A 17,150-nucleotide genomic window follows, 5' to 3' on the forward strand; every position below is an offset into this window, starting at 1 on the left:
CGGCGGGTCACAGCGCCGGGCCCGCGAGGAGCACGGCGAGCAGGACGGCGCCGGCGGAGGTGGCCTTGTGGCTCCTGGTCTCGATGCCGCCCGTGAACAGCAGCATGCCCACGGCGCCGACGACGCCGTACTTCCACTGGACCAGTTGCTCGATGAGGAAAGCGAGGGCAGGCACGGCGGTTCCCCCTAACGAAGATTGGCCAACTCGAAAAAGTTGGCAACCAACTCCACCTAAGTTGTCCCCACTTGGTCCCAGCTCATAAACAACTTCCGGGTAACTCCCCAAAGATGGATCAAAGTTGTAGCGTTTGGTCGTGACTCAGGAGCATGTGGCAGTGAACGGCGGCAGGAGGCTCACGCCCCAGGAGATCGCCGGCACCCTGCGCGAGCGGATCCGCACCGGCGAGCTGCAGCCCGGCGAGCGGCTGCCCACCCAGGCCGAGCTGGCCGGGGAGTTCGGCGTCGAGCGGGGCGCCGTACGCCAGGCGCTGCGGGTGCTCCAGGAGGACGGGCTGCTCGCCGACGTGAGCAAGGGCAGCCCCCCGCGGGTCGCCGAACCGGCGCCCGCACAGGGGGAGCCGCAGCCGACCATGGTGGCGCTCGCGCCCCGGCTGACCGAGGCGTTCTCGGCGCCGCACGTGCGCATCGACGCCGTCTGCCTGACCGCGCAGAGCCTGATCCCCGCGCTCGGCGAGCCGCTGCGCCTGGTGCACGAGGGCCGGCTGCACCCCGAGCGGATCGACGCCCGCGTCCTGCTGCCGTCCCGCGACATCAACCTGGCCTTCCCGGTCTCGGTCGACGCCGGCAGCGAGGAGGACGACGCCGTCCACCAGCGCTGGCTGGCCATGCGCAACGCCCAGGGCCAGGTGCTGCAGTACAACCTCCAGGCGCTGCGCAGCACCCACGACATCGACGTGCATGTCACCTTCCGGGCGCTGCCGTTCACCCCTCCGGTCAAGCTGTACCTGCTCAACGGGGTGGAGGCGCTGTTCGCGCACTACATGATCGCGCGACGGGAGGAGCCCACCGAGAGCGGGACGCTTCAGATGTGGGACACCCTCGGCTCGGAGTCCCTGCTGTTCTCCTTCGAGCAGCGGGCCGGACAGCGGGACGCGGCGTTCGTGGAGCAATCGCAGAAGTGGTTCGACGCCCTCTGGGAAACCATCACCACGGACCTGACACTCTCCTAGTGACTTCTGATGCGACGCAGACTGAGACGACGCAGACCGAACAGAGCGCGAACGAGATCGAGAAGCTCCGTGATCTGATCGAAAATGCCCGGGTGGTCCTGTGGGACTTCGACGGACCGATCTGCCGTCTGTTCGCGCGGCACACGGCGGAACGGGTGGCGGCCGAGCTGGTGGAGTGGCTGGCCGGGCGCGGGCTGCACAACCTGCTCAGCGACTCCGAGCGCGACTCGCTGGACCCGCACGAGGTGCTGCGTGCCGTGGACCTCCGGCACCCCGGCAGCGACCTCGTGACCGAGCTGGAGGAACGTCTCACCCAGGAGGAGCTGCGCGCCGCCGGCTCCGCGTATCCCACCCCGTACGCCGACCCGCTGATACGCACCTGGACCGCGGTGGGCGCCCGCCTGGCCATCACCTCCAACAACTCCCCCAGAGTGGTCCGCGCCTACCTGCGGGACCGCGGTCTCACCGCCTGCTTCGCCCCTCACATCTACGGCCGCACGACCGAGCTGCACCTCCTCAAGCCCGATCCGCACTGCCTCAACCGGGCCCTGGCCGCGATGGGCTCCGCCCCCTCGGCGGCCCTGATGATCGGCGACTCGCCCTCCGACCTCGCCGCCGCCAACGTCGCCGGCGTGCCGTTTCTCGGCTACGCGCGTAACGAACGCAAGGGCAAGCTCTTGCGGGAGGCCGGGGCCGGGTGCGTGGTCGCGTCGCTGGAGCCGCTGCTGCGGACCCTGCGGGGCTGGTGACCGCCCGGAGTCTGCCGCCGGCGCGCGGGAGGTACGTACCGCGTGTGACGGGGGAGCGGGAGGACCGGGCCGGCGGCCGCGCGTTTCTCCGGGTCGCGGAGGAGCTGCGGGCGCGGATGGCCGACGGCAACTACCGTTCGGGATCTCCCGGGACACCGTGCAGCGGGCCCTGCGGGTGCTGCTCGGCGAGGGCTGGACCGAGTCCCGGCAGGGCAGGGGCACGCGGGTGGCGAGAAACCAGCGCATCCAGTCGTCGGTGCCCCGGGCGAGCCGGTCCCGGCGCGGGCTGACCCTGGGCCCGCTCAAGCCGGCTCGGGCCGTTGTCGCCCGCAGTGCGAGATGCCACACGTACCCCCCGTGCGCGCCGTCGGTGCGGGAGGGTGATGCCCGCTGGGCCGCACCCGCACACCAACGGCGCGGCGCAGACGCCCAGTTGAGCCCGGCGCCCAGTTGTCCGGCGGCTGGTTGACCCCGGCGGCCGCCAGGGACCTCGCGGCCTCGATGACCGGGGCGTGCGTGTGCACGACCGCGTCCGCGCCCCGGCTTCTCATCTGCCGGGCGCGTTCCGCCGACGGGGTGTGGCCGAGGAAGGCGGTGCCCGCGGCCCGGGCGGTCTGCAGGTCGGTGAGCTGGTCGCCGATGAGCAGGGCCTCGGCCGCCGGCAGGCGCAGGATCTCCAGGGCGCGGTGCACCGAGTACGGGTCGGGCTTCATGTGCCGCAGTTCCTGCGGATCCCGGCCCACCACGGCCTCGAACCTCGACCGCAGGCCGTTGTTCTCGAGGAACTCCCGCACCAGTCCCGCGGAGTTGTTGCTGACGATCACCAGTCGCAGCCCGAGTCCGGCCAGCGCGTCCACGAGACGTACGACGCCCCGGGTCGGCTCGGCCGCCTTGACCGCGGCGTACTCGTACCGGGTGACGATGGCCTCGGCCTCGGCCGGCGCGCGAGGGTCGCGGGGGTGGGCGGCCGGCCGGTCGGACATGTTTCCGAGAAGCCGGAGGATGCCGTGGGAGTCGTCGCACTCCTCGACATCCCGGTCCAGGCCGCCCCAGATCCCGCGTACGACGTCCTTGATCTCGTGTGCGACGGGCGCGGTGGACTCGTCGCCGAACAGGTCGGTGACCGGTCCGTCGAAGTCGAGCAGCACGGCGCGGGCGGCCACGCTGCCAGCACCGCAGGTCATGCGGGAGCGCGGGCGCGGGGCGCCGTGCGGGGCACAAGTGTGCGTCCGGTAGCTGTCCAGGGCGACCCGGTTCGATCAGTCGACGGCGTCTGACACGATGCACGCCCGTGGAAGGAGTAGCGTGCTGCCACTTCCGCACCCTCCAGCGGTGGCAAGGCGAGAGAAACGGGCAATGTCCCCCCAATCAGCTTCGGTTGCTCGACTGCACGCGGTCGAGGTGAGCGGCGACGAGAGTCTGGTCGAGGGCCCGCTCCACGGGTATCACCACGAGACGTATGTCTTCCCGCTGCTCGGTGAGGCGGGCCGGGTGCAGCCGGGGCGGTGGAAGTGCCGGGAGCCGCGGCCCGATCTGCTGTGGTTCGACCGGCGCTGCTTCGTCTCGGAGGAGCAGCTGCTGCAGGATCTCCAGGGGCGGATCCGCGGCATTCCCGAGATCGCCGAGGTCGGCGGCATCAGCCTGATGCGTTTCATCGAGGGCCGCACGCTCGGCTCCCTCCACACCTCCGGCATGCCCGTTCCGGACGTCTACCACCGTCAGATCGTCGAGCTCTTCCGGCAGCTGGCCGCCGTGGAGCCCACGGGTCTTCGGGCGGCGCGCCGGTGCGATCCGGAGGACCGCCCGGACGACGGCGACACCGAGGGCTTCCTCCAGCGGCTCGTCCATTTCACCGAGCACCGGGTCTACCGGCACAACCTCGACCGGTTCGAGGGGCTGTTCGGCGAGCTGGGTGTGGCCGACGACGCCTTCGCCCACCTGCGCAAGCACGTCTCCGGCCTCACCCGGCGGCCGTTCTGCCTGCTCCACGCCGACCTGCACCGCGAGAACTTCATCGTGGACGCCGAACAACGCCTGTGGACCATCGACTGGGAACTCGCCATGGTCGGTGATCCGCTCTACGAGCTGGCGACCCATCTCCATCTGATGCGCTACCCGGCAGGGCAGGCGCGCAGGGTGGCCGAGCTGTGGCACACCACCGTGGAGGAGGTGCGTCACGGCAGCGGGAACGGCTGGCACGACGATCTGCCGCTGCTGCTCGGCTACAAGCGGGCCCAGTCCGTCATCACCGATGTCATCCGCTGCGCCCTGATGCTGGGTGCCGCACCGGACGTCGGGTGGCGGCGGATGGCTTCCGCGGCGCTGAAGCTGCGCCGCGTCCTCGCCCTGGCCGCCGTACCGCTGGGCCTCGACCCGGTACCGGGTCCGCACCGGATCGCGGCGGCGCTGATGCGCTGGTGCCGCGAGCACGGCACCCGCCCGGAAGCCGTCCTCTGACCGGAAATGCTGCGTACCCTCGCCCCATGGGTGAGATGGGCCTGCGTGAGCGCAAGAAGCAGAAGATGTACCAGGACGTGTCGGACGTCGCCGTGCGGCTGTTCCTGGAGCGGGGCTTCGACGCGGTGTCCGTGGCCGAGGTCGCGGCGGCGGCCGGGATCTCCAAGCCGACGCTCTTCCGGTACTTCCCGGCGAAGGAGGACCTGGTCCTGCACCGGATCGCGGACCACGAGACGGAGGCCGCGCGGGTCGTGGCCGGGGCGGCCGACCCGGTGGACGCCCTGCGCCGGCACTTCCTCGCCGGTCTTGAGCGGCGCGATCCGGTCACCGGGCTGAACGACCACCCCCAGGTGCTCGCCTTCCACACCCTGCTCTACGGCACCCCGGCCCTGGTGGCGCGGGCGCACTCCCATCTGGAGCGGTCGGAGGCGGCGCTCGCCGAGGCGCTCGGCGGCGGGCTGGACGCGCGGCTGGCCGCCGGGCAGATCATCGCCGTACAGCGCATCCTCGCCCAGGAGAACTGGCGGCGGGTCGCGGCGGGGGAGCCCATCGCGGTGGTGGCACCGGACGCCGCACGGGCGGCCGAGCGGGCGTTCCGGCGGCTGGGGGAGGGGCTGACGGAGCTCCGGCGCACGGCCGTGACCGGGGACCGGAAGCATTCGTGAGACTGGGTTAAAAATGTAACTCGGTTACGTTATGGCGGTATGCTGGCGGCATGACGTCACTCGACCCCGCCCTCACGGACGCCCTGCACACCGAGCGCGCCTACCACGACACCTGCCGTACCGCCCTCGCCGCGATGGTCGAGGGCGCCGCCGAACAGGTCGTCACCGGCGAGGACGTCTCCGCCTCCGGAGCCGACGCCGAGGTCCTCGGCCACCGGTTGCGCAGCCAGGCCAAGGCGCTGCGCGAACTGCCGCCCGGCCCCCTCTTCTTCGGCCGCCTGGACTTCACCGGCAGCGACCCGGAGCACGGCGGGCAGAGCTACCACCTGGGGCGCCTGCGCATCACCGAGAACCCCGCCGCCCCACCGCTCGTCGTCGACTGGCGGGCCCCCGTCTCCCGCGCCTTCTACCAGGCGAGCGCCCGCGACCCGCGCGGCGTCGAGGTACGGCGCCGGTTCGGCTGGGCGCCGGGCAGCCGGGGCGGGTCCGCCGACCTCACCGGGCTGGAGGACGAGTACCTGGGCCGTGGCGAGTCCCGGACCGGCGACATCCTCGCCCGCGAGATCGAGCGGCCCCGCGTCGGACCCATGCGGGACATCGCCGCCACCATCCAGCCCGAACAGGACGACCTCGTGCGCGCCGCCCTCGCCGACTCGGTGTGCGTGCAGGGCGCGCCCGGCACCGGCAAGACCGCCGTCGGCCTGCACCGCGCCGCGTACCTGCTGTACACGCATCCCAAGCGGCTCCAGCGCGCCGGACTGCTGATCCTCGGCCCCAACCGCACGTTCCTGCACTACATCGCCGAGGTGCTGCCCTCGCTCGGCGAGACCGGCGTACGGCAGTCGACACTCCTGGAGGAGATCGCCCGGCACCCGGTCACCGGCACCGACCCCGCGGACACGGCGGCGCTCAAGCACGACGCCCGCATGGCCGAGGTGCTGCGCCGGGCGCTGTACGGCAGGGTCACCAGCGACGGCGTGACCGACCTCGCCGTGAAGGACGGCTCCAGCCGGTGGCGGGTGCCCGCCGGGGAACTGGCCGCCATCCTCGAGGTGGTGCGCACCGAGGAGCCGCCGTACGCCATCGGCCGCGAGCGGGTGCGCACCCGGGTCGTACAGCGGCTGCGCGAGCGGGCCGAACGGCGCTCCGGGGTGCTGCCCGCCTCCTGGGTGCGCCGCATCGAACGGGCCGGCCCGCTCACCGAGCACCTCGACCTCGTCTGGCCCAAGGTCCGCCCCGAGGAGGTGCTGGCCCGACTCCTCACCGACCCAAGGGAGTTGGCCCGGTCGGCCGACGGCCTGCTGGACCCGGACGAGCAGGCGGCGCTCCTGTGGTCCCGCCCGCCCCGCTCGTACAAGTCGGCCCGCTGGTCGGCCGCCGACCTGGTCCTGCTGGACGAGCTCTCCGGCCTGATCGAGCACCCGGAGGGGTACGGCCACATCGTCGTCGACGAGGCACAGGACCTCTCGCCCATGGAGTGCCGGGCCATCGCCCGCCGCGCCGCCTTCGGCTCACTGACCGTCCTCGGCGACCTCGCCCAGGGCACCACCGTGTGGGCCGCCCGCGACTGGTCCGTCCAGCTGCGCCACCTCGGCCGGCCGGACGCGGCCGTGGTCCCGCTGACCACCGGCTTCCGGGTGCCCGCGGCCGTCGTGGACCTGGCCAACCGCCTGCTGCCCCGCCTGGGCGTGTCGGTACCCCCGGCCCACTCCCTGCGCGCGGACGGCGAGTTGAGGATGCGCCCGACCGACGACGTGCCGGGCACGGCCGTGACCGCGGTGCGCGAGGCGCTGGCCCACGAGGGCTCGGTGGGCGTGGTGGCGGCCGACGCGGACCTGGACGCCGTGCGATCGGCCCTCACCGCGGCGGGCCTGGACCCGGCCGGCCCGGACGCGCTGGGCGCCCGCCTGACCCTGGTCCCCGCGAGCATGGTCAAGGGCCTGGAGTACGACCATGTCGTGGCGGTGGAACCGGCGGCGGTGGCGGAGGCGGAGGAGCGCGGCGCGCACCGCCTGTACGTGGTCCTGACCCGGGCGGTCTCCCGCCTGGACGTGGTCCACGCCCGCCCGCTCCCCTTCTGACGGGGGACAGCGTGCACGCACGGTGAGCTGCCGGTGCCTCGAAGCCGCGTCGGCTGCGACTTCCCAGGGGCGCGGGGAACTGCGCGACCAGCCCACCACGCACCGGCACCCGGGAGACGATCCTCGGCTCAACGGCGCTTCCCCCTCACGCCCCCACGTACTCGGCCAGGTGCTCGCCGGTCAGGGTCGAGCGCGCCGCGACCAGGTCCGCCGGGGTGCCCTCGAAGACGACGCGGCCGCCGTCGTGGCCGGCGCCGGGGCCGAGGTCGATGATCCAGTCGGCGTGGGCCATGACCGCCTGGTGGTGTTCGACCACGATGACCGACTTGCCGGAGTCGACCAGGCGGTCCAGCAGGGCGAGGAGCTGTTCCACGTCGGCCAGGTGGAGGCCTGTCGTCGGCTCGTCGAGGACGTAGACGCCGCCCTTGTCGGCCATGTGCGTGGCCAGCTTCAGGCGCTGGCGCTCGCCGCCGGAGAGGGTGGTGAGCGGCTGGCCCAGGGTGAGGTAGCCGAGGCCGACGTCGGACATGCGGTCGAGGATCCTGTGGGCCGCCGGGATGTGCGCCTCGCCCGCGGCGAAGAACTCCTCCGCCTCGGTCACCGACATCGCCAGCACCTCCGCGATGTCCCGCCCGCCGAAGGTGTACTCCAGGACGGAGGCCTGGAACCGTTTGCCCTCGCACTCCTCGCACGTCGTGGCGACACCCGCCATCATCGCCAGGTCGGTGTAGATGACACCGGCGCCGTTGCAGGTGGGACAGGCGCCCTCGGAGTTGGCGCTGAACAGCGCCGGCTTGACGCCGTTGGCCTTGGCGAACGCCTTGCGGATCGGCTCCAGCAGCCCGGTGTACGTCGCCGGGTTGCTGCGCCGCGAACCGCGGATCGGAGTCTGGTCGATGGACACGACGTCCGCGCCGGCCGGCATCGACCCGTGCACCAGCGAGCTCTTGCCGGAGCCGGCCACCCCGGTGACGACACAGAGGACGCCCAGCGGGATGTCCACGTCCACGTGCTGCAGGTTGTGCGTCGTCGCGCCCCTGATCTCCAGGGCCCCTGCCGGCTTGCGCACCGTGTCCTTGACCGCCGCCCGGTCGTCCAGGTGCCGGCCGGTCAGGGTGCCGCTGGCCCGCAGCCCCTCCAGCGTGCCCTCGAAGCAGACGGTGCCGCCCGCCGTACCGGCGCCGGGACCGAGGTCGACCACATGGTCGGCGATCGCGATCGCCTCCGGCTTGTGCTCCACGACCAGCACGGTGTTGCCCTTGTCGCGCAGGCGCAGCAGCAGCTCGTTCATCCGCTGGATGTCGTGCGGGTGCAGGCCGATGGTCGGTTCGTCGAAGACGTACGTCACGTCGGTCAGCGACGAGCCGAGGTGGCGGATCATCTTCACGCGCTGGGCCTCGCCGCCCGACAGCGTGCCCGCCGGCCGGTCGAGCGAGAGATAGCCGAGGCCGATCTCCACGAACGAGTCGAGGGTGTGCCGCAGGGAGGCCAGGAGCGGCGCCACCGTCGGCTCGGCCAGCCCCCGCACCCAGTCGGCCAGGTCGCTGATCTGCATCGCGCAGGCGTCGGCGATGCTGACGCCGTCGATCTTCGAGGACCGGGCCGCCGCGGTGAGCCGGGTGCCCTCGCACTCGGGGCAGACGGTGAAGGTGACCGCACGGTCCACGAACGCCCGGATGTGCGGCTGCATGCCCTCCTTGTCCTTGGCGAGCATCGACTTCTGGATCCGCGGGATCAGACCCTCGTAGGTCATGTTGATGCCCGCGATCTTCATCCGGGTCGGCTCGCGGTGGAGGAAGTCGTGCAGCTCCCGCTTGGTGAAGGCGCGGATCGGCTTGTCCGGGTCGTACAGGCCGGACTCGGTGTAGAGGCGGTAGTTCCAGCCGCCCGTCTTGTAGCCGGGGATGGTGAGCGCGCCCTCGTTGAGGGAGAGGGAGTCGTCGTAGAGCTGGGTGAGGTCGAGGTCGGTGACCGTGCCCCGGCCCTCGCAGCGCGGGCACATGCCGCCGGTGATGCTGAAGCTGCGCCGCTCCTTCACCTGCTGCCCGCCGCGCTCCACGGTGACCGCACCGGCACCGCTGATGGAGGCGACGTTGAAGGAGTACGCCTTGGGCGAGCCGATGTGCGGCGTGCCGAGCCGGCTGAACAGGATGCGCAGCATGGCGTTGGCGTCGGTGGCGGTGCCGACCGTGGAGCGGGGGTCGGCGCCCATCCGCTGCTGGTCCACGATGATCGCGGTGGTGATCCCGTCGAGGACGTCGACCTCGGGGCGCGCGAGCGTCGGCATGAAGCCCTGTACGAACGCGCTGTACGTCTCGTTGATCAGCCGCTGGGACTCCGCGGCGATCGTGTCGAACACCAGCGAGCTCTTGCCGGAGCCCGACACGCCGGTGAACACGGTCAGCCGGCGCTTGGGCAGCTCCACGCTGACGTCCTTGAGGTTGTTCTCCCGGGCGCCGTGCACACGGATCAGGTCGTGGCTGTCGGCTGCGTGCGGTGCGGTGGCGTCGTCCATGCCGGTCACGGTAGCGGGGCCGGTCCGCCCGGCGCTTCTCCAATCCTGACGACAGTCGCGACGACCCGACGACCCGACGAGCCGGGTGTCACACCCGGGAGCCCGGCGGTGTCTTCATGGCGAACCGGTCAGCACATGAGGAGGACACCATGACGCTCCGCATACCGAAGGCGGAACTGCCCGCAGAGCTGAGCAAGGCCGTGATCGAGCAGTTCGGCACCGTGCCCGAACCCCTCCAGGCCACCTGGCACAACCCCGAGGTCGCCGAGGCGGGCCAGGAGATGGGGGCCCGGGTGAACGCGTGGGATGTGGCCGACGAGAACCTGAAGTCGTTCGCGCACATGGCCGTCGCCGCACTGGTCGGCTGCAGCTGGTGCCTCGACATCAACTACTTCCAGGTGCAGAACAAGAACCTGGACCTGACCAAGGCCAGCCAGGTGCCGCGCTGGCGGGAGTCGGACGTCTTCACCCCGCTGGAGCGGGACGTGATGGAGTACGCCGAGGCGATGTCGGCCACGCCGCCCACCGTCACCGACGAACTGTCCGCGCGCCTGCTCGACCGGCTCGGCGTGGCGGCGCTGGTCGAGATCACCGCGTCGATCGCCTTCGCCAACTTCGCGACCAGGAACAACACGGCTCTCGGGGTCAGGTCCCAGGGCTTTTCGGACGCCTGTGAGATCCCCCTGGCCACCCGTGCGGAGAAGCCGGCCTCATGACCGAGGATCCCTTCGTCGCCCACCGCGGCCTGCTCTTCACGGTCGCCTACGAGATGCTCGGCTCGGCGGCCGACGCCGAGGACGTGCTGCAGGAGTCCTGGCTGCGGTGGGCCGGCGTCGAACAGGCCGACGTGCGCGACGCGCGGGCGTACGTGGTCCGGATCGTCACCCGGCAGGCGCTCAACCGGCTGCGCAGCCTGTCGCGCAGCCGCGAGGAGTACGTCGGCGAGTGGCTGCCGGAACCGCTGCTGACCAGCCCCGATGTCGCCGAGGACATCGAACTCGCGGAGAGCGTGTCGATCGCGATGCTGACGGTCCTGGAAACCCTCGGGCCCACCGAGCGGGCGGTGTTCGTGCTCCGCGAGGTGTTCGAGCTGTCGTACGGGGAGATCGGCGAGGCGGTCGGGAAGACAGCGGCCACGGTACGGCAGATCGCGCGGCGCGCCCGCGAGCACGTGGCGGCCCGGCGGCCGCGCGTCAGGGTGAGCCGCTCCGAGCAGCAGGCCGTGGTGGACCGCTTCCTGGCCGCACTGCGCACCGGGCAGCTGGGGGAGCTGCTGGAGATCATGGCGCCGGACGTGGTCATGGTCACCGACGGGGGCGGGGTGGTGGCCGCCGCCACGACGCCGTTCCACGGTGCCGCCGTGGTCGCGGACGTGCTCGCGCGCGCACACCGGCTGGTGGACACGCTGGAGACGACGGCGGTGTGGCTCAACGGCGCCCCGGCCGGCCGCGTCGACTTCGACGGCGAGCCCAGCGCGGTGAGCCTCACGGTGGAGGACGGCCGGATCACCCGGATCCACGTGGTGCGCAACCCGCACAAGCTGACCCGCCTGGACGAGCCGGCCGCTCTCACCCGGTGAGCGGGCTCAGGCCGGGTGAGCCGGACGGGAATCGCCTGTGGTGAGGTGCCGCGTGTCGTTGAGCAGCTGCACCGACGCGGCGCCGTCCGCCCGGTAGGCCACCGCCGAGAGCGAGGCCGCCGCCAGTTCCATCCGGAACAGCGACTCGGGCGGTGCGCCCAGTGCCAGCCGTACGAGGGTCCGCAGCGGGACGACGTGCGAGACGACCAGCACGGTCTGCCCGGCGTGCTGGGCCAGGAGCCGGTCGCGTGCCGCGGACACCCGCCCGGCGACCGACTCCAGCGGTTCACCGCCCCCGGTGGGCGGGACCCCGGGGGACGCCAGCCACGCGGCCAGGTCGTCGGGGTGGCGTTCGCGGACCTGGGCGAAGGTCAGCCCCTCCCAGGCGCCGAAGTCCGCCTCCCGCAGCTCGGGGTCGATGCGGGGGTGCAGGCCGAGCCGGGCGGCGACCGTCCGGGCCGTTTCCCGGCAGCGGCGCAGCGGCGAGGTGACGACCGCCCGCACGCCGCCCTGGGCGGCCAGCAGGTCTGCCGCCGCGCGGGCCTGTCGCCGTCCGGCCTGCGACAGGCCCAGGTCCGTGCCGCCGCTTCCGGAGATCCGTTTCTGGGCCGTCAGCGGTGTTTCGCCGTGCCGCAGCAGCAGGAGCGTGGTCGGTGTGCCCGTGCCGGTGGGCCGGCCCGAGGGGGCCACCGCTGCGGCCCCCTCGGTCGTGTTCGTCGCCCGGTTCACCGCCGGCTACTTCTGCGGTGCGGCGAAGTGGTCCCGAACGGAGTCGGTCTGCTTCGCCATCATGGCGATGATCGCCTCGACGACCTCGGGTTCGGCGTCGTCGGCGATCACGAGTTCCCGCGACCAGTCGAAGAAGCTGCGGCCCGGCTCGTTGGTGATCGGCCGGACCCGGATGGTGGCGGCGTAGCTGTCGACGCCCATGGTCGGGGCGACGGCCCGGTAGGTGGAGGAGCGGTCCACCTCGTTGCGTCCGGCGACCTCCTGCTGGACGAGTCCTTCGTTGAACACGAGGGTGAAGTCGTAGCGCGCCGGGACCCGGTCGGCCGAACCGCCCTCGGCCCAGCCGACGTTCTTCACCGCCGGCCCGGACACGATCCTCACGACCTGCATGGGGTCGCGGACGACGGACCAGACGAGGTCGGGGTCGGCGTCGAGAACCGTCGAGTGGTACATGCTGTGTTTCCGCTTGATCTCCACCTGGGGAGCTCCTTGTCAGTAGTCGACGCGGTCGGCCTTGGCCACCCACGCGTCGAACGGTGCGGTCCGGTTGGGCAGGTCCAGCCGTTCGACGGCCATCGGCCACATCGAGGCGGGCTTCTTCTCGAACAGGTCGTAGAACCTGCGGTCGTCGAACCCGGCCACCGCGGCGTCGTGCCGGTCGGCGGCGAACACGACCCGGTCCACGCGCGCCCAGAGCGCGGCGGAAAGACACATCGGGCACGGCTCGCACGAGGTGACGAGGGTGTAGCCCTGCAGCATGAACACGCCGAGTTCCTGGCAGGCGGCGCGTATGGCGCTGACTTCGGCGTGCGCGACCGGGTCCAGGGTCGAGGTGACCCGGTTGTTGCCGGTCGCGATGATCTCGCCGTCCTTGGCGATCAGCGCGCCGAACGGGCCGCCGCCGTTGGCCACGCTGGTGGTGGCCAGCTGGATCGCCTCTGCCAGCCAGGCCTTCTCGAGCTCCTGGACGCCGGTCTCTTGGGTGTACGCGGTCATGACTGCTCCTTCTGGGGAGGGTGGGTGTGGGTGTGGCGGGCCGGGGGCGGGTGCGGCCGCCCCCGGCAGGGGTCGGCCTGTGGGGTCAGGCGACGGCTGTGACCTCCGTCTTGCCGACGAGGTGGTTGCCGAGCATCATGTGGTCGATCTCGGTGGACAGGAAGCAGTTGACGGCGTCGGCGGGGCTGCACACGATCGGTTCGCCCGCGACGTTGAACGAGGTGTTGATCAGGCACGGGACCCCGGTCAGGGCGGTGAAGCGGCGCAGCAGCGCGGCGAGCCGGGGGGTGGCGGAGTCGGTGACGGTCTGCACCCGGGAGGTGCCGTCGACGTGGGTGGCCCCGGGGATGACGTCCCGGTACTCGGGTCGTACGGGGAAGACGAACGTCATGTGGGGCGAGCTGGTCTTGCGGCCCATCTCGAAGACCAGGGACGCGTCCGCTTCGAGGACGAGCGGTGCGAACGGGCGGAACGGCTCGCGGTGCTTGACCCGGGTGTTGATGACGTCCTTGATGTCGGGGAAGCCGGGGTTGGCGAGGAGGCTGCGGTGTCCGAGTGCGCGCGGGCCGTGCTCGAGCCGCCCCTCGAACCAGCCGATGACGACCTTCCCCGTGAGCAACTGCGCGACCTGCTCGACCACTTCGTCGTCCTCGAGCCGGCGCCAGGTGATCCGGTCGCCGGCCTCGCGCAGGGCCTCCTCGATCGCTGTCTCGTCGTATGCCGGTCCGAGGTACGGCGTCACCGCCGGCGCGGCCCGCCTGCCGCTGCGGCCGGTGCTGCCGGACCGCTCGAGCCAGGCGTGCGCCGCGGCGCCGATGGCGATGCCCGTGTCGCTGGCGCCGAAGCTGACGTGCATGTCGGTGAACCGTGAGCTCTCGAACAACGGCGTGTTGTTCAGGCAGTTCAGCGCCACCCCGCCCTCGAACAGCAGACGGTCGCAGTCGGTCCTCGCTTCGAGCGCGCGCAGCTGGTGTCCGGTGACCACGGCCAGCATCTGCTGCGCCGCGGCGGCCACCCGGGCCTTGTACTCGACGGTGTCCCGGACGGGCCCGAAGTGCTGCTCGAACAGGGCGTCCAGGCCGCGCGGGTCGTCCGTGGCCAGCGGCCGGCGGAAGGTGTAGCGGCCGTCGTCGTGGAGTGCGACGAGGTGCTCGAGGAACGGGTTCGGTGTGGGCGGGGCGGCGAATCCGGCCAGTCCCATGACCTTGTACTCGTCGTTGTTCGGTACGAACCCCAGGAAGCGGGTGATCGCCGCGAACAGCAGGCCGATCGAGTGCTCCGCGCCGATGACCGACTCCTCGAACACCGTGATCCGGCCGTCCCGGATCTCACCGGTCAGCGAGGAGTACCGTTCGGCGCGGCCGTCGCTGATCAGGAACGCCGCGTCGGGCATGCCGGCCAGGTAGTAGCCGGTCGTCGCGTGGGCGAGGTGGTGCGGTACGAACACCACCTTGTCCGGGTCGGGTGTGAACCCGGTGCGCGCCGCGAAGTCGGCGAGGATCGCGTCATGGCTGACGGCCCCGGTGTACAGGGCGCCGATTGCGCCGATGAGGTCGAGCTTCGCCGCGGGCGGCACCGGCGCGGCCGTGATGTCGGACAGCATCCCGTCGAAGACGCCGGTGGAGAAGTCCCACGGGACGGCGATCAGGTCGACGTCGGCGAGCTTCACCCCCGCCTCGGCGAGACACCACTCGATGGCGGCCGAGGGGAAGTCGGTGGTCTTCTTCTCCCGGTTCAGGCGTTCCTCCTCCACGGCCGCGACCAGTTCGCCGTCGACGAGGAGCGCCGCGCCCGCGTCGTGGCCGAGGAGGTAGTGCCGTTCGGTGCCGACCGCACCGAAGCGCTCGGCGAAGATCCGGGAGACGCCGCTGAAACCGTTGCACCCCAGAACAATCACGGTCGGTTCCCTTCTGTCCGGGGCTGCTTGCCGGTCACGAGATCACGGACGGTCTCTCCTGCCGCGGGCGCCTGGCACAGGCCCTGGCCGGAGAACCCCGCCGCGTACACGAAGGGGCGGGCGGGATGCCGGCCGATGATCGCCGCGCCGTCCGGGCTGCCGTCGAACGGTCCGCTCCACCCCCGGTGCACACGGATGCCGTCGAGCGCCGGGTAGGTGGTGCCGAGCTGCTGCGACAGCCGCTTCAGCCACGCCCGGCGCGACTCGTCCGGGCGGGGGCGGCCCATGCCGATCAGGATGCGGTCCTTCCAGGACCTGATCCGCAGGCCCGACGCGGCGTGCAGGGTCATCGGCAGCGTGCCCGGATGCGGGGCGGGCGGGTCGGTCAGCAGCAGCTCGATCGGGTACGAGGTGACGGGCAGGTGCACGTCGGCCATGGCGGCGACCTGCCCCGCCCACGGCCCGGCCGCGCACACGATCGTGTCGGCGGCGATGCTGCCCAGGGGGGTGTGCACCCGCCCGGCGGGCTCGATCCCGGTCACCGGGGCCTCCGTGCACAGCACGGCACCGGCCTCCTGCGCGGCGGCGGCGTAGCCCCGCACGATCGCGGCCGGATCGCAGGCGTACGCCTGCGGCGACCACGCGGCGGCGAGGATGCTCCGCTCGCAGAGCAGCGGGTTGTGCCGCACCGCCTCGGCCGGGCCGATCAGCTCGACCTCCACCCCCGCCGCACGCTGCGCGGGCCGGGTGCGGTGGAACTCCTCCACCTGCTCCTCTTCCGTGAACAGGACCAGGAAGCCGACACGCTCCAGACCGAGGGGCGTTCCGGTCCGCTCGGCGAACGTCCGGTACGCGGCCATGCTGCGCACGGCCAGGCCGCCGGTGTGCGGGTCGCCGGGGAAGTAGGTGCGCAGCACGCCCGCCGTCGCCGCCGACGCCCCGGAGCCGAGCGTGCCGCGCTCCAGCAGGACGGTGCCGACGCCGGCCTCCGCGAGATGGCATGCGATCGACGTGCCGACGACTCCCCCGCCGATCACGACGACGTCGGTGCGCGGTGGCAGCCCGCTCACGGCCGGCCACCCGTGGTGGCGGGCCGCTGCTGCCGCAGGTGGTCGCCGGTGTCCCAGGGGAACAGGTGCAGGTTCCATCCGCCCAGGCAGTTGATGTAGAGCGCCATCTGGTGGGCCACCGCGTGGAAGTCGTCGCGGTCGAGCCGGTCGAGGCAGTCGAGGAAGCGCTGCGTGAACGCCCACAGCTTCTCCAGCCCGCAGTAGCCGAGGAACTCGGCCGGGACACCGACCAGCAGCCGGGCCATCTGGCGCAGCGACTCGGTCGGCATGCCGGTGTGCACGGCGCGGACCAGGCCGCCGTAGGAGGCGTAGCCGAGCGGGCGGGTCTCGCCGTTGACGAACAGCAGCGTGGGCAGAACCGTCTCCAGGGTTCCGGCGCCGGACGGGATCAGGCCCCGGTGCAGGTCGCCCAGCTCGGCGGGTTCGGCGAGCCAGATCCGCTCCGTCTCGGCGTGGAGGTCGGCGATCAGCCGCCTGGCGTCCGCGTCGGTGGCCGCCAGCCGCGGGATGCGGTGGCCGCCCGGCTCGCCCGCCCTGCGGACCTCGGCCAGGATCGGCTTCTTCGTGGAGTACACCGCGTCCCACACGGCGCGCCCGGCCTCGTTCAGGGCGGGCAGGTCCGCCTCGCGGATCTGTCCCACGGGGGAGGCGTACATCGGCTCGGTCAGGGTGCCGTACTTGATGCCCAGGTGCTGGAGCGCGGAGCAGAACACGGTGCCGTCGGGGGCCTCGCGCCGGTCGATGCGCGTGGCACCGTGCAGGTGCAGCAGCGAGGGTATCGGCGCCGCGTGATAGAGGTGATGGCCGGCGACCAGCGCGTGCCCCTGAAGGCTCTGGTAGGGCAGCGACTCCCACAGGGCGTCGGCCAGCACGGTGTTGCGGTCGTCGAGTTCGGCGGTGACGGTGATGTCCAGGCCGGGCCAGGCGATCTCGATACGACGACCGGTCAACGACTTGCTCAAGGCTCTTCTCCCTCGTTTGACGAAAGGTCAGGGGGTCGAGCGCAGTGGTCGGCCGACCGTGGTCCATGTCGGTGGCAGCCCTCACGCCGGTACAGCCCGCGATGCAACACCGCGTGCCATGCCGGGCCCTCGCCTCCAGCGGCCCGTCGAAGGGCATGGCTGGAGGCGGCGCGCGGCAGCGATCCCCCGTTCGCTGCAACTCGCCTTGCTCCGTCGCAACTTGTTACGAGGAGTACACAGGCAGCCCGGTGCGGTCAGCT

15 protein-coding genes and 1 pseudogene are annotated in these 17,150 nt (G+C 72.0%); 7 read left to right on the forward strand and 9 right to left on the reverse strand.

Going from position 1 to position 17,150, the window contains the following annotated elements; genetic code table 11:
- Window positions 1-7 precede the first annotated feature (7 nt).
- Window positions 8-175, reverse strand: coding sequence for a hypothetical protein (locus ACWDEN_RS02275; RefSeq protein WP_228624419.1), 168 nt, complete (start codon window positions 173-175; stop codon window positions 8-10).
- A 133-nt stretch (window positions 176-308) separates the two neighbouring features.
- Here ACWDEN_RS02275 and ACWDEN_RS02280 point away from each other — a divergent pair, with 133 nt between their 5' ends.
- Both ACWDEN_RS02280 and ACWDEN_RS02285 read left to right on the forward strand, forming a co-directional pair.
- A complete protein-coding gene (locus ACWDEN_RS02280) occupies window positions 309-1,190 on the forward strand; it encodes a winged helix-turn-helix domain-containing protein (protein ID WP_351601763.1) in 882 nt (293 codons plus the stop codon).
- Entirely contained in the window at window positions 1,190-1,939 is a 750-nt protein-coding gene (locus tag ACWDEN_RS02285; RefSeq protein ID WP_351601760.1) for an HAD family hydrolase, read from the forward strand. Before ACWDEN_RS02280 ends, ACWDEN_RS02285 begins: the two co-directional genes overlap by 1 nt.
- A 302-nt stretch (window positions 1,940-2,241) precedes the next feature.
- Here ACWDEN_RS02285 and ACWDEN_RS02290 read toward each other — a convergent pair whose 3' ends face one another.
- Complete coding sequence (locus ACWDEN_RS02290) at window positions 2,242-3,102, reverse strand: HAD family hydrolase (RefSeq protein WP_450856769.1); 861 nt, start codon at window positions 3,100-3,102, stop codon at window positions 2,242-2,244.
- 193 nt (window positions 3,103-3,295) lie between these two features.
- Between ACWDEN_RS02290 and ACWDEN_RS02295 the strand changes: the two genes are divergently transcribed.
- From ACWDEN_RS02295 to ACWDEN_RS02305, 3 genes are read left to right on the forward strand one after another with little or no spacing between them, the layout of a single operon-like run.
- Window positions 3,296-4,396: a phosphotransferase gene (locus ACWDEN_RS02295; RefSeq protein ID WP_450856771.1), complete on the forward strand. Its 1,101-nt coding sequence runs from the start codon at window positions 3,296-3,298 to the stop codon at window positions 4,394-4,396.
- 26 nt (window positions 4,397-4,422) lie between these two features.
- Window positions 4,423-5,061 (forward strand): TetR family transcriptional regulator, encoded by a 639-nt coding sequence (locus ACWDEN_RS02300; protein ID WP_351601751.1) that lies wholly within the window; start codon window positions 4,423-4,425, stop codon window positions 5,059-5,061.
- A 50-nt stretch (window positions 5,062-5,111) separates the two neighbouring features.
- Complete coding sequence (locus ACWDEN_RS02305; protein ID WP_450856773.1) at window positions 5,112-7,142, forward strand: HelD family protein; 2,031 nt, start codon at window positions 5,112-5,114, stop codon at window positions 7,140-7,142.
- 145 nt (window positions 7,143-7,287) lie between these two features.
- Here ACWDEN_RS02305 and ACWDEN_RS02310 read toward each other — a convergent pair whose 3' ends face one another.
- Window positions 7,288-9,657: an ATP-binding cassette domain-containing protein gene (locus ACWDEN_RS02310; RefSeq protein ID WP_450856775.1), complete on the reverse strand. Its 2,370-nt coding sequence runs from the start codon at window positions 9,655-9,657 to the stop codon at window positions 7,288-7,290.
- 149 nt (window positions 9,658-9,806) lie between these two features.
- On the opposite strand from ACWDEN_RS02310, the gene ACWDEN_RS02315 reads away from it, so the two are divergent.
- Window positions 9,807-10,373: a carboxymuconolactone decarboxylase family protein gene (locus ACWDEN_RS02315; protein ID WP_450856777.1), complete on the forward strand. Its 567-nt coding sequence runs from the start codon at window positions 9,807-9,809 to the stop codon at window positions 10,371-10,373.
- Window positions 10,370-11,236: an RNA polymerase sigma-70 factor gene (locus ACWDEN_RS02320; protein ID WP_450856779.1), complete on the forward strand. Its 867-nt coding sequence runs from the start codon at window positions 10,370-10,372 to the stop codon at window positions 11,234-11,236. The genes ACWDEN_RS02315 and ACWDEN_RS02320 overlap by 4 nt, the downstream gene beginning before the upstream one ends.
- Window positions 11,237-11,242: 6 nt before the next feature.
- On the opposite strand, the pseudogene ACWDEN_RS02325 reads toward ACWDEN_RS02320, so the two are convergent.
- From ACWDEN_RS02325 to ACWDEN_RS02350, 6 genes and pseudogenes are all read right to left on the reverse strand, one after another.
- Window positions 11,243-11,968: pseudogene (locus tag ACWDEN_RS02325) on the reverse strand (histidine phosphatase family protein); the annotation flags it as partial.
- A 3-nt stretch (window positions 11,969-11,971) separates the two neighbouring features.
- Window positions 11,972-12,442, reverse strand: a complete 471-nt coding sequence (locus tag ACWDEN_RS02330; protein WP_351601737.1) for an SRPBCC family protein — start codon at window positions 12,440-12,442, stop codon at window positions 11,972-11,974.
- Window positions 12,443-12,457: 15 nt separating this feature from the next.
- Complete coding sequence (locus ACWDEN_RS02335) at window positions 12,458-12,961, reverse strand: nucleoside deaminase (protein ID WP_351601734.1); 504 nt, start codon at window positions 12,959-12,961, stop codon at window positions 12,458-12,460.
- Window positions 12,962-13,046: 85 nt separating this feature from the next.
- Window positions 13,047-14,858 (reverse strand): carbamoyltransferase family protein, encoded by a 1,812-nt coding sequence (locus tag ACWDEN_RS02340; RefSeq protein WP_450856782.1) that lies wholly within the window; start codon window positions 14,856-14,858, stop codon window positions 13,047-13,049.
- Window positions 14,855-15,928: an NAD(P)/FAD-dependent oxidoreductase gene (locus tag ACWDEN_RS02345; RefSeq protein WP_351601728.1), complete on the reverse strand. Its 1,074-nt coding sequence runs from the start codon at window positions 15,926-15,928 to the stop codon at window positions 14,855-14,857. The genes ACWDEN_RS02340 and ACWDEN_RS02345 overlap by 4 nt, the downstream gene beginning before the upstream one ends.
- A complete protein-coding gene (locus tag ACWDEN_RS02350) occupies window positions 15,925-16,890 on the reverse strand; it encodes a cucumopine synthase-related protein (protein WP_351601725.1) in 966 nt (321 codons plus the stop codon). The genes ACWDEN_RS02345 and ACWDEN_RS02350 overlap by 4 nt, the downstream gene beginning before the upstream one ends.
- Window positions 16,891-17,150: the final 260 nt, after the last annotated feature.

The organism is Streptomyces sp. NPDC001153 (genome assembly GCF_053598315.1).